The following is an 11,622-nucleotide window of genomic DNA, read 5'->3' on the forward strand; positions in this document are numbered from 1 at the left end:
AATATTCCAGTGTTAATATTTGATGACAACGGGTGCAGTTTACTCATAAATACTCAGACGATACAATTTATGGCCTGTGTTTTTAAAATATCGGCTGTCACCGAATTCATCCATAACTAACGGTATAAAAAATCATGAGTAGAGAACTGTGGTTGCTGCGTCACGGCAAGGCCGAACACTTAAACGGTGACGAAGATTATGACCGCGTGTTAAAAAAACGTGGTAAACGCGATGCTACCCGCATAGGGCAATGGCTCAACGAAAATGCTTTAAGGCCCGATTACGTTATCAGCTCTCCGGCCATACGCGCAATAACAACAACAAAAATAGTCTGTGATGTTATCGGTATACATCATCAAGATATTAAGCAAGAAAAACGCCTGTATGACGAAGGTTTATTTCGCGTAAAATCGGTGCTGGCTGATTGTCCTAGCACGTTTAAACAGGTTTTAATGGTTGGTCATAACCCAGAATTTGAAAAGCTTATCACTTATCTGGTTAATGATAATGATTTATTTGAGATTGAAAAATTACTGCCAACAGGTGCTTTGGCACGATTACAGTTACCTGATGACTGGACACGGTTAGAGCAAGGTTGCGCAAAACTGCTCTGGATTACCCACCCTAAAACTTTATTTGAAGAAGATTAAATTGTTTAGGCGATGGTGTATACATTAATCGAAGCTTCCATTTTTTAGGACACGTTGTCATGATCACAAAGGTGCTAAAGTTAGCTTTATCGTTTTAACCGTAAATAACATGAATTTGTTGGTAAAATAGCGTTTAAGCACGCAACATTTTTTCATAAAATACAAAATCATGACTATAACCACCCGATTTGCCCCCAGCCCCACCGGCTATCTTCACGTAGGCGGCGCACGTACCGCATTATTCTCTTGGTTGTATGCCCGTAAACACGGCGGCACATTTATCTTACGCATTGAAGACACCGATTTAGAGCGCTCAACACAGGAGTCGGTCGATGCCATTTTACAAGGCATGAGCTGGCTAGGATTAGATTACGATGCAGGGCCTTTCTACCAAACCCAGCATTTTGAGCGCTACAAAGCAATCATCCAAACCCTGATTGATCAAGGCGATGCTTATTATTGCACCTGTAGCAAAGATGAGTTGGAGCAATTACGCGCCGACCAAATGGCCAATAAAGAAAAACCACGCTACAACGGTAAATGCAGACATTCTGGCAAAGCCCACCCAAGGGTAGATGCCGTGGTGCGTTTTAAAAATCCAGTCGATGGCGTAGTCAGCATTCCCGATTTAGTGAAAGGTGAGATAATTGTCGCCAATAAAGAGCTAGACGATTTAATTATTGCAAGAACCGACGGCACGCCCACGTACAATCTCACCGTGGTGGTGGACGACATGGATATGAAAATCACCCATGTTATTCGCGGCGATGATCATATCAATAACACACCACGGCAGATGAATATTCTGCAAGCTTTGGCTGCAAGCGTGCCCGAATACGCGCATTTACCGATGATACTGGGCTCTGACGGTGCAAGGCTATCTAAGCGACATGGTGCGGTCAGTGTGATGCAGTTTCGCGATGACGGCTATCTACCGGAAGCCTTGTTGAATTATTTGGTGCGCTTAGGCTGGTCGCATGGCGATCAAGAAATTTTTTCCACCGCAGAGATGATAGAACATTTTGACTTGGCCGATGTCAACGGCTCGGCCTCTACATTCAACATGGAAAAGCTGTTATGGCTCAATCATCATTACATTATGCACGCCGACCCTGGCCACGTAGCAGGGCACTTAAGCTGGCATATTGAGCAACTGGGGATTGACCCATCCACAGGGCCAAGCTTAACGGAGATGGTGCTTGCACAACGCGAGCGCAGTAAAACCTTGGTGGAAATGGCAGCTGCCAGCGTGTATTTCTACAAGGATTTTGATAACTATGAAGAAAAATCCGCCAAGAAAAACCTTACTGTGGACGCTATTGCCGTGTTAACACGTCTGCATGAGGCATTTGCCGCTATCACGGAATGGGAAAAAGAAATCTTGCATCAAGTGGTACATAGCGTTGCTGAAAGCATGACGCTGGGTTTAGGTAAAGTCGCGCAGCCGTTACGGGTGGCCGTGTGTGGCTCGGCAGTTTCTCCGGCCATTGATATTACCTTGGCCTTATTAGGGCAAGAAAAAACCTTGGTGCGTATCGTAAAAGCGATTGATTATATAAAGTCTGTAAATTAGACTTGGATTTGTGGCGGGTTTACTATAAAATACCCGCTCTTTACTTGGGGCCATAGCTCAGCTGGGAGAGCACCTGCATGGCATGCAGGGGGTCAGCGGTTCGATCCCGCTTGGCTCCACCAAAAAGAAAACTGATTGACTAGTCCCCATCGTCTAGCGGCCTAGGACACTGCCCTTTCACGGCGGTAACAGGGGTTCGAACCCCCTTGGGGACGCCATCTAGCTTACACGTTTAGATGCGTTCATGTCATTCAGCGGCTTTACAGCCAACAGTTTTAGTCCCCATCGTCTAGCGGCCTAGGACACTGCCCTTTCACGGCGGTAACAGGGGTTCGAACCCCCTTGGGGACGCCATTTATAAAAAAGCTTATCGTTGATAAGCTTTTTTTATGCCTGATGATTTTTCAATTAAGGCTTTAGGCTCAGCCCTTTCAAGGTGTCACCATATTTTCTGTGTTATTCTTCTTTTTCGGAAGCAATCGTTTGGTAGAACAATGCGGTTGTTTGGGATCGTAAGATTTTTTGGGTGTGGGCTTCTTGAACAGCCCTTTCAAGGTAGTGACACGGCTCTAAAGATAGAATATAAGCCATTGTTATTATATTAAAAAATATTTTATCAATCAGTAAAAAAACCATGTGCCGTAAATTTTGAATGACTGGTATTCAAAAATCAAAAAACACGATGTAAAAGCCTAATTTCAGAATTTAACGATTGTTTCAGCGAAAAAATAACACGAAAACTATAGCGACACCTTGAAAGAGCTGGTCTGACGAATTTAATGGCATTCTCCTGGTGTATGATTTTTGCAAATGAATATCACAACACCTGAGAAATATTTGTCAAACTGTTAACTGGAAAATGAAGGGAGCCTTATTTTTGGCAACCCTCCAGCTTGTAAATACCATAACCTTGACTGTCGATTTGTTTTTTTAATTCTGGTGGTGCTTCAGTGCTGTGACAAAACAGGCAATTTTCCTGTGTCACGACAGCATCATGCACGCCAATGCTTTCTAACCATATTTTAGCGGAATTTAAGGCTTTGGCCGCATCTTTTTCACCCAGAATAACATCAAAGTGCATAATTTTACCCTGGGCTGTTTTGGCGTAGGTGTCAAATACATGTGATTGGCTCATAAGATATTTTCCTTATTTTCAAAATAAATCGATAGGGAGGGCGTTATTTAAATGCCTCGTAATACGACTGTGTGTTCCTGGCATATTTTTTCGCTATCACTTTGTGATAACGGTTGTCGGGTGAGGCCGCATAAAAAACCATCATCTGTTGTGGTGAAATAATGGCAGGTCTTACATTGGCCAAATGATTGTGATTGGTTGGCTTTTTGTAAGGCTGTCAGCGCATTAGAAAAAGTTGTTTCGTAGTCTTCAATATTTTCCTTTTGTTTCAGCAAGGCGCTGGCCTTGATAAATAATTCTGCTGGTCTGGCTTGCTCCAAAATGTTTTTGCCTTCTTTAGACAATTCCAAGTGGATAACGCGGCGGTCATGTATATCGGTGGTTTTTGTGATGTAGCCTTTTTTTTCCAACAAAGACAGGGTTTGAGACACCGTACCCCGCGTCATACCCAGATAATTGGTGAGCGCAGCTGGCGTGTCACTGTACCGGTTACAACGCAATATGTAGTTTAATGCCTGTAAATGGACGGCCTGTAACCCCAAAGCCGCGCATTTTTTCCGTTCCTCGGAACGGATTAAAGCCGACATACGCTCAATCAAATCGAATACGTCTATTGTTTCCATAATGCTTAAGTTAACAATGTAAGGGCGAATCTTATCAAAAATTACCCCCAGACGTACTGCGAATTTGTCTGTGTTATGGGTAAACCAATTAAGAACCTCCATCCCACATGTCGGGTGTTGTGCTGCCATCCCACAAGGCGGGGGATGGATGCATTAATAATTTTGCTTCTTCTATTAGTTTGATGGCATTGTCAAAATCACCGGCTTTGCCGGCTTTTTTGGCAGCTCTTAACTTGGGTCTAAACCGGTCAATTGCCATGGAATTATCTCTGCGCTGCGCTTCAGACAGTTTTAACGCAGAATCCGCCAGCTCAACAAAGCCTTCTTTATTGCCTGCTTTGGCCATTGCAATCATATTGTCACTCAACTCTATGACTAATGAAAAATCCTCATTGACAGGCGACCCTGCTGCATGGCTATTAGCCACCCAAAAACAAGTCAGAAAAAACACCATACCCAGCCTGATTAGATTCATTATTTCCCCTTATATTTATTGTTATTTGTCTATTGCAGGATCAATCACGCAGCGCCGAAAAAACATAATCTTTACCTTTTTCTGGCGCATGGCAGCCAAAACAGGATTTGCCGCCATCTTTTACCAGGCGTTCGGTTTTACTGTTACCTGCAAAGCCTTCGAAGCCCCAACCACCTGTTCCTGAGTATTTCGCCGAATCCTTATGCATGATGCCGACCAGTTTGCGTTCGCCTTCCTGGATGGTTTTGTCTTTTTCCGCATAATTCAGAAGGTCAAACACCAATACTGAGCCGTCGGCATAAGTCCCTGTTTTTAAGCCAGTAGCCGCCTTGCCATTGGCGTAAATATGGTGGATACCCTGAAAAGGGTTTTCTAAGGCATGACCAGGTTGTATCAACATGGACTTGACATGCAGCCAGTTTCTGTAGCCTTGAGGAAAATCTACGCCGTCCTTTCCAGCATAGCTGTTTGTAGCAACGGCAACTAACACACTCACTAAAGCCACCAGCAATTTTGATTTCATGATGTTATCTCCATAAACTAAATTATCGACCCTAATAATTTCGATTCGAAATTATTAGGGTCTTTTTAATACTATCCGTGAGATTTGTCAATAAAATTTCGAATCGATATTGTATAAAACATAAATTCGCTAACTATCTTTTTAAATTCAACTGGTTATTTCAATTCAATTTTGTATATCGACAAATACCCACCCCAGTTGCTTTGATAAACCAATTGCACACCATCGGGTAGCTTTTTTAAGGAATCGACAAAAGGCAGTAATCGCACAATCAAGGAATTTTTTTCTGTTCCCGACAGTTTCGGTGTCCCCCAAAGATGATAATTAAGACCTTCTTTTTGAACCAGATAATTGCCGTCGCCTTCTTCATAGGCCCACTGTTTGATCTGAGAAATGTCGCCATGCAAGTTATCATGCGCCGGTACAACTTTTGAGTTAAATGACAGCGGTGTGCCGCCATAATCAATCATTTCACCAAGGCGCATGAGCAGATCATTATTAACGAGCAAATAAATTGACCTGGATGCACCAAAAAATGTGCGCATTTCTGCCAAAGCCTTATCACTGTCCATCGTCAGCCAACGTGCCATTTTAGATAACTGTTGGCGCTCGGCATCTGTAGCCAAAAACAAATTGTCCTGTAAGTTTTTCCACACCGGACTAATAAAGGTTTCTTTGCCCGGCTTGTTTAGCCAAGCATCCCGTCCACTTAAAAAATGGATGCGCTGGCCATCATCCCACCAACTCAAGATCAGTGCGTCTTTCGGTGTATTCTGGCTTATGGCCTTAGCGGCCGCTTGCCAAATGGTTTGGCGTAGTTCGGTTGAGCTTGGCAACAGGCCGGTCTCTTGTGTGCTTTTAGGAAACAATACGGCGCGGTGTTGTTGGTTATCGTGGTCTTTATAATGTGCCACTAAAAGGCTGAAGGTGTCCTTGCCATCCCGTTGCATAGCGTAGTCATCAACAGAATCTGCTGTAAACGCACCTTGTAGATTAGCGGGTTGCCGCTTGCTATATCTGACGCTTAATTGTGTTGGCAAGGTTTGCCCTGGCTCGCTGTTATCAAAAAAAGCGAGCCGAATTTGCCGAACCAACAACATACTGCCAAACGACATTAGCACACCACACATTAATAACAGTATTGTCATTTTTAACGCCATCACGGACATTTTAACGCGCTGAGCCATCATGTTATTTTCCTTCCTGTTTGGGCTTAATAGCAAGATAGCCCACAAAAAGTCCGATCAGGATCAATACCAACGAAGCCAATAACTTACCGTAATTAACTTTGTCATCCTCGGCTGCAATTGTCTGAGCAATTTTAACATCAGATTTATTCCTAGCGGCCTCGCGCAAGCGGGTGTCCTCATCCATAATTTCGGCATAATCACGCATGAGCGCAGACCAGCCTTCGGTATAGGTATAACCGCCTGGATTAGCATGAAAAATACCCTTGTAATGTTTAATCAGATCATGTTCCCACATATCGGCATACACTCTTTCAACATGACTTGGGTTATTGCCTTTTGCCCAGAACAATTGAAAAAAACCACCCGCATCATCTTTTTCAGGGGTGGGTGGTGAAGGACGATTAGTTGCTTGCCCTGTGAGTAAGCCGTCTTTATAGAGTGCTTTGATGATATTTTTAGCATCTTGCTCTACCTTTAGCCCTTGGATAGTGCCTTTGTCGGCGGTATCCAGATACGCTTTGGCAAAACTTTCTGAATGGCACAAGGTACAGGTTTGCACCCAGGCTTTTTTGCGGTCTTCAAACCACGGATGCGATAAATTATCCGCAATAGCAGGGGTTGGATTGAAGCCCCAGCGTACTTTTCGTACTAAATTATGCGAATACTCGCCATGAAATTCGAAATGGCACATTTGACACGTCGGTGCGGTATAGCCGCCCTTGGTAATAGCATCTTTTAAAGGCACTTCAAAATTCCATTGGCTTTTGCCCATCGTCAGAAACTGAGTGCCGTGTTTGGACAGCATAAAGTTTTCAAACTCATTATGGTCAGCGCCATTATGACAAGTAGCACAGGCTTCTGGTTGTCTCGCCTCTGCTACCGAAAAAGTGTGGCGGGTGTGGCAGCCGTCACATTTGTTTTGCTGGTAATGGCAAGAATCGCAACCTTGCGCAACTTCCCGCTCCGGCATTGCCGCCCAAACCGCGTTTTCTACATTGGCCGCCCAATCAACGGCGTGAGAAGGATGGCCTTTTTCCCATTGCTTTTGCGGCCATTCCTGGTTTTTTTCTGATTCAGCTTCCGCAAATTCGTTTTGATGACAAGTACCGCATGCGGCACGGTCTGGCATGATTAAATCTTTAGCGTGATCGATGGTTTTTTTACCCAATCCACCGTGACAGTCAATACAACCGACCTGCTCAAGCGGCTGAGCTTTGTCCAGCAAACCTAGTTCATGCAGATTGTTTTCAACTTCTAACAGTTTGGCTTTTTTATAAGCACGCACACCGCTATCGGGTAAATTTCGTATTGCCGTCAAATCGCTGTGTACACTTTTTTTCCAGGCGTGATAAGCCCCAGGAGTTATTGCCTCATGACAGCCCACACAATTTTCCTGACTAAACTCACCTTGTACAGTTTTCGGTGGCTTATAAAAATCTTTCGGATTCCAATAGCTTTGAATCGGAATTGGCTGCCAATATTCGCCGTGGCTACCCTTACCTGGATGTGTCGCGTAATAATTTTTTTTGACTTGTTCGAAATCGGCTCTGGCAGCAAAGGCAGTGCCGATTCCACTACGCCACGTTAGACATAAAAACAGCATGGTCAACAAAAAAGACAGCGTAGTTTTCATCGTTTTCCCCGTTAGACTAGATCAAATCGATTTTATTATAGCGAATCAAAATTATATTTAACAGAAAATAATTTTTATCTTTAATTCCGCCATAGGTAATGATACCGGATCGATAAATTATACCGGTCGGTAATAGCTTATTTACAGATGGTGGCTATTTGTTGAGGATTTTAAAGCAACACGCCCCGCTACCTTTAGCCATACACTCGACAAGTTCGACATCTTTCTCCAGTAAAGAAGTCATCAAGGCTATGTCAAATTGGCAAATTTCATTATGTTTTTGAGCCAGGTCGTGGAATATACAGTTGTAGGCTTTAATGGTTGTTGGGTCGTTGCTGTCCAAATCAGTCTTGCTGCCAGTCTTAAAACCCAAATCGTCCATTATTTTTAATAATTCTTCTCGCCGCTCATCTGCCGGTTTGCCAGTAAACCGGTACTTATAGCTCTGTGACAAGTTATCACCCAGTTTAGACATATAACGCTGAAACGCTTCTGAACCGATTTCGTTTTTTAAATCCCCCAGCATAAGCATGGAAAACCAGGCGTATTGCTTTGGGAAGCTGTTGATTCCGGCTTCAGTCAACACATAGCGCCGTACTGGCCGCCCCGCTGTTTTATTAAGTTCCCCAGCCTGAAGATAGCCCTCCAATTCCAAGACAGAAATATGTTGCTGCACCGCGTTACGTGAAATAGTGAGTGCCTTGGCCATGTCATCAATGCACAGGCCTTCTTTGTTTTCAAGCAACAGTTCTAATAGTTGGCGCTGACGCGAACCAATATGATCAGCCATAAATTTTCCCAAGGATATTAATTTTTTTCAGCATAGCAGTTTAGTAAAGTACAGTCTGTGAAATATTACCAAAGTTATATAATATTTATATTGTATAAATTGTTTTAATTCGCTATTATTTTACCGCAGCCAATATTATTTGGTTACATTTTTATTTGTACTTGAAAAAACACTGATAAATACATTCAGCAATCAGGAGACACCCATGAGCGCAACACTTTACGAAAGAATTGGTGGCGAAGCCGCCGTTAATGCGGCTGTTGAAGTTTTTTACCGCAAAGTTTTGGAGGACTACCGCATCAACCGATTTTTTGACAACACCGATATGGACAAGCAAATCGCCAAGCAAAAAGCATTTTTTACGATGGCGTTCGGTGGCCCTAACAACTATACCGGCCAGGATATGCGTAATGCCCATTCCCGTTTGGTGAAATCAGGGCTTAATGAAGAGCATTTTAACGCCGTCATGGAGCATTTGGGGGCTACGTTAACGGAATTGAACGTACCGGCCAATCTCATCGCAGAAGCCGCCGCCATTGCTGAAAGTACCCGTAAGGATGTTTTAGGACAATAACGGTCAATATTTATGGCACAAGGACAACAGTGTCGTCCTTGTGCTTTGGCATTACAGGGGATACGCCATGTATACATTAACCATAGACGAAAGTAACTATACCTGCCAGCCTGGCGAGACCGTGCTTGATGCGTTGCTGCGGGAAAATATTAATATTTCTTACGCTTGTAAAAAAGGCACTTGCCACAGCTGCATGGTGCGTAGTACCGAAGTGCCACCTCAATCAGCGCAAGCAGGGCTTAAAAAGACATTGCAAACGCTGAATTATTTCTTGCCTTGCCAGTGTTACCCAGAACAGGATATGACGATCAAACTGCCCGACCAGTCGGATTTTTATCGGATGGGGACAGTCATCGACAATACACTGCTTAACCGGAATACCATTCTGTTGGTTATTGCTTTTGCAGATGCTTTCGAATTTAAGGCGGGGCAATTTGTTAATTTACAAAAAAGTGATGGCGTAACGCGCAGTTATTCCATCGCCAATATCCCGCAACAATCCAATACGTTGGAATTTCATATCCGCCGTTTGCCAGATGGCAAATTCAGTGCCTGGTTGCACGATGAAGTTAGCGTCGGCGATTCAATAGCCGTCTCAGAGCCTCGCGGTCATTGTTTTTATCTACCGGAGCGACGTGAACAGGGACTGCTGTTGGTAGGAACGGGCACGGGATTAGCGCCGCTGGCAGGTATTTTGACTGATGCACTGGCTCAGGGTCATACGGGGCCGATTCATCTTTTTCATGGCAGCCGTGACATTGAAGATTTGTACCGGATAGATGAAATGCGCCAGCTTGCCGCGCAGCACCCCAATTTTCATTATACCTCGTGCTTGTCGGGCAAAAACGTACCGGAAGGTTTTGCGGCGGGGCGTGTTAACGAAATTGCTTTATCCCTCCTTCCTGATTTAAAAAGCTGGCGGGTATTCTTATGCGGCCATCCTGATATGGTCAATCAAATGAAAAAACAGGTATTTCTCAAAGGTGTTGCCAGTGCTGATATTTATGCCGATGCATTTCTGATTACACCGCGCTGAACAAGCCGCCATTACGATGAACCTTATTCCAGCTGACCCAGTAAACTTGAGCCTCAAAGGCAAGTTTATTTCTGTTATCTCGTGTTTTACTGTCATACTTGTAATGGCATGGGTATCGCAACAATTTACCTTATCCACTGCGTATCCAATGCTTGTGGCTTCTATGGGCGCTTCAGCGGTTATTTTATTTATCATTCCCAGTAGTCCGTTGGCGCAACCTTGGCCACTGATCGGCGGACAGCTGGTATCGGCGGTTATCGGTGTCGCTTGTGCCCAACTTGTTTCCGATAAGGCTTTCGCATCGGCTTATGCCGTCGGCGGTAGCGTTTTAGCCATGTTATTGTTGCGTTGTCTTCATCCACCAGGTGCTGCATCAGCACTAACCCCCATCATGGCAAGCGATCCTCTGGCTGGGACGCTGGGCTATAGTTTTGTAGTCATGCCAGTCGGGTTAAATGTGGCGGTCATGCTGATAATGGCCATTGTTATTAACCGTTGGTTGTTAGGCTATAACTATCCATTGTTTTTACAACAATCGGGCACTAAAAACATGAGTCAAGAGACGGCAATCATTCCTTTTCAGAGGACAGATATTTCTTGTCATGATATGGAACAGGCATTAGACAATATGGATAGATTTATAGACGTTACGCCGGGTGATCTAAGTAAATTACTAACCGATGTGCAGACGCGCAGATTTAAACGCCACACAGGAAATATCACCTGTGGCGATATTATGATCAAAAATATATTGGCTGTTGAATACGGAACGGAAGTTGAGGAAGCATGGAAGATAATGCACCGTGAAAAACTTAAAGCCTTACCGGTTATCGATAAATCGAGGCGTATTATTGGTATTGTTACCTGGCATGATTTTTTTAAATTCATAACGGTGAATAGCAATGAAACGTTTCCGGAAAAATTTCGAGCTTTTATTCGGCGCACACCCAATATATCAACGGATAAACCCGAATCAGTCGGCCATATTATGGCAATGCCAGTTACAATGCTGTCAGAAAACAGCCATATCGCCGACCTGATTCCATTGTTGTCAGATAAAAGCTATCGGCAAATTCCCATAGTCAATAACCAAAATCGCTTGGTGGGTATGGTGTATCAGGCTAATTTGATTGCGGCACTTGCAAATAGCCAAGTGTTAAATAGGGGTCATGTGGAAGAACCCCCAAACTAACCTACCAACTACTATTGATGCCGTAACGGTGGCTACTTTATATCGTCGTCGGTGGACGCTGGAAACGGCCTTCCAAAAACGTGAGGCTCATCTTGAATCTGAAATTAATACGTCGGTGTATCCGAGAGCAGCTTTACTTGGCTTCTGTTTAGGAACGTGCATGAAATAACTTGAACAACTTAAACGCCACCACCGTTCGTGCTGAGCCTGTCGAAGCATGAACTTGCT

The 11,622-nt window shown here is 43.9% G+C and carries 12 protein-coding genes and 3 tRNA genes; 8 read left to right on the forward strand and 7 right to left on the reverse strand.

What is annotated here, in order from left to right; all coding sequences use genetic code 11:
* Positions 1-134: 134 nt before the first annotated feature.
* The 5 genes from CRENPOLYSF2_RS13050 (at position 135) to CRENPOLYSF2_RS13070 (ending at position 2,577) form a co-directional block, all read left to right on the forward strand.
* Positions 135-650 (forward strand): SixA phosphatase family protein, encoded by a 516-nt coding sequence (locus CRENPOLYSF2_RS13050; RefSeq protein ID WP_087144387.1) that lies wholly within the window; start codon positions 135-137, stop codon positions 648-650.
* A gap of 169 nt (positions 651-819) precedes the next feature.
* Positions 820-2,223, forward strand: coding sequence for a glutamate--tRNA ligase (gene gltX / locus CRENPOLYSF2_RS13055; protein ID WP_087144388.1), 1,404 nt, complete (start codon positions 820-822; stop codon positions 2,221-2,223).
* Positions 2,224-2,269: 46 nt separating this feature from the next.
* Positions 2,270-2,345: transfer RNA gene (locus CRENPOLYSF2_RS13060), tRNA-Ala, on the forward strand.
* A gap of 20 nt (positions 2,346-2,365) precedes the next feature.
* Positions 2,366-2,441 (forward strand) — tRNA-Glu (locus CRENPOLYSF2_RS13065).
* Between the two features lie 60 nt (positions 2,442-2,501).
* A tRNA-Glu gene (locus CRENPOLYSF2_RS13070) sits at positions 2,502-2,577 on the forward strand.
* Between the two features lie 517 nt (positions 2,578-3,094).
* Here CRENPOLYSF2_RS13070 and CRENPOLYSF2_RS13075 read toward each other — a convergent pair.
* The 7 genes from CRENPOLYSF2_RS13075 to CRENPOLYSF2_RS13105 form a co-directional block, all read right to left on the reverse strand.
* Positions 3,095-3,358, reverse strand: a complete 264-nt coding sequence (locus CRENPOLYSF2_RS13075; protein ID WP_087144389.1) for a DUF2024 family protein — start codon at positions 3,356-3,358, stop codon at positions 3,095-3,097.
* Between the two features lie 47 nt (positions 3,359-3,405).
* Positions 3,406-4,083: a MarR family winged helix-turn-helix transcriptional regulator gene (locus CRENPOLYSF2_RS13080; RefSeq protein ID WP_336469732.1), complete on the reverse strand. Its 678-nt coding sequence runs from the start codon at positions 4,081-4,083 to the stop codon at positions 3,406-3,408.
* A complete protein-coding gene (locus CRENPOLYSF2_RS13085) occupies positions 4,070-4,456 on the reverse strand; it encodes a hypothetical protein (RefSeq protein ID WP_087144390.1) in 387 nt (128 codons plus the stop codon). Before CRENPOLYSF2_RS13085 ends, CRENPOLYSF2_RS13080 begins: the two co-directional genes overlap by 14 nt.
* A gap of 40 nt (positions 4,457-4,496) precedes the next feature.
* A complete protein-coding gene (locus tag CRENPOLYSF2_RS13090) occupies positions 4,497-4,979 on the reverse strand; it encodes a cytochrome P460 family protein (RefSeq protein WP_087144391.1) in 483 nt (160 codons plus the stop codon).
* A gap of 155 nt (positions 4,980-5,134) precedes the next feature.
* Positions 5,135-6,169, reverse strand: a complete 1,035-nt coding sequence (haoB, locus tag CRENPOLYSF2_RS13095) for a hydroxylamine oxidation protein HaoB (protein ID WP_245807994.1) — start codon at positions 6,167-6,169, stop codon at positions 5,135-5,137.
* A gap of 1 nt (position 6,170) precedes the next feature.
* Positions 6,171-7,802 (reverse strand): multiheme c-type cytochrome, encoded by a 1,632-nt coding sequence (locus CRENPOLYSF2_RS13100; RefSeq protein ID WP_087144392.1) that lies wholly within the window; start codon positions 7,800-7,802, stop codon positions 6,171-6,173.
* Positions 7,803-7,956: 154 nt separating this feature from the next.
* Positions 7,957-8,592: a helix-turn-helix transcriptional regulator gene (locus tag CRENPOLYSF2_RS13105; RefSeq protein WP_087144393.1), complete on the reverse strand. Its 636-nt coding sequence runs from the start codon at positions 8,590-8,592 to the stop codon at positions 7,957-7,959.
* Between the two features lie 205 nt (positions 8,593-8,797).
* On the opposite strand from CRENPOLYSF2_RS13105, the gene CRENPOLYSF2_RS13110 reads away from it, so the two are divergent.
* The 3 genes from CRENPOLYSF2_RS13110 (at position 8,798) to CRENPOLYSF2_RS13120 (ending at position 11,394) form a co-directional block, all read left to right on the forward strand.
* Entirely contained in the window at positions 8,798-9,166 is a 369-nt protein-coding gene (locus tag CRENPOLYSF2_RS13110) for a group I truncated hemoglobin (protein ID WP_087144394.1), read from the forward strand.
* Between the two features lie 67 nt (positions 9,167-9,233).
* A complete protein-coding gene (locus tag CRENPOLYSF2_RS13115) occupies positions 9,234-10,202 on the forward strand; it encodes a 2Fe-2S iron-sulfur cluster-binding protein (RefSeq protein WP_087144395.1) in 969 nt (322 codons plus the stop codon).
* 16 nt (positions 10,203-10,218) lie between these two features.
* Positions 10,219-11,394 (forward strand): HPP family protein, encoded by a 1,176-nt coding sequence (locus tag CRENPOLYSF2_RS13120; protein ID WP_087144396.1) that lies wholly within the window; start codon positions 10,219-10,221, stop codon positions 11,392-11,394.
* Positions 11,395-11,622: the final 228 nt, after the last annotated feature.

The organism is Crenothrix polyspora (genome assembly GCF_900163755.1).
In the GTDB taxonomy this organism is placed as follows: domain Bacteria; phylum Pseudomonadota; class Gammaproteobacteria; order Methylococcales; family Methylomonadaceae; genus Crenothrix; species Crenothrix polyspora.

Excerpts from the sequence above, each read along its gene's own strand:
- CRENPOLYSF2_RS13050 (WP_087144387.1), top strand. The coding sequence starts at position 135 with ATGAGTAGAGAACTGTGGTTGCTGCGTCACGGCAAGGCCGAACACTTA.
- gltX (WP_087144388.1), top strand. The coding sequence starts at position 820 with ATGACTATAACCACCCGATTTGCCCCCAGCCCCACCGGCTATCTTCAC.
- CRENPOLYSF2_RS13075 (WP_087144389.1), bottom strand. The coding sequence starts at position 3,358 with ATGAGCCAATCACATGTATTTGACACCTACGCCAAAACAGCCCAGGGT.
- CRENPOLYSF2_RS13080 (WP_336469732.1), bottom strand. The coding sequence starts at position 4,083 with ATGGAGGTTCTTAATTGGTTTACCCATAACACAGACAAATTCGCAGTA.
- CRENPOLYSF2_RS13085 (WP_087144390.1), bottom strand. The coding sequence starts at position 4,456 with ATGAATCTAATCAGGCTGGGTATGGTGTTTTTTCTGACTTGTTTTTGG.
- CRENPOLYSF2_RS13090 (WP_087144391.1), bottom strand. The coding sequence starts at position 4,979 with ATGAAATCAAAATTGCTGGTGGCTTTAGTGAGTGTGTTAGTTGCCGTT.
- haoB (WP_245807994.1), bottom strand. The coding sequence starts at position 6,169 with ATGATGGCTCAGCGCGTTAAAATGTCCGTGATGGCGTTAAAAATGACA.
- CRENPOLYSF2_RS13100 (WP_087144392.1), bottom strand. The coding sequence starts at position 7,802 with ATGAAAACTACGCTGTCTTTTTTGTTGACCATGCTGTTTTTATGTCTA.
- CRENPOLYSF2_RS13105 (WP_087144393.1), bottom strand. The coding sequence starts at position 8,592 with ATGGCTGATCATATTGGTTCGCGTCAGCGCCAACTATTAGAACTGTTG.
- CRENPOLYSF2_RS13110 (WP_087144394.1), top strand. The coding sequence starts at position 8,798 with ATGAGCGCAACACTTTACGAAAGAATTGGTGGCGAAGCCGCCGTTAAT.
- CRENPOLYSF2_RS13115 (WP_087144395.1), top strand. The coding sequence starts at position 9,234 with ATGTATACATTAACCATAGACGAAAGTAACTATACCTGCCAGCCTGGC.
- CRENPOLYSF2_RS13120 (WP_087144396.1), top strand. The coding sequence starts at position 10,219 with ATGAACCTTATTCCAGCTGACCCAGTAAACTTGAGCCTCAAAGGCAAG.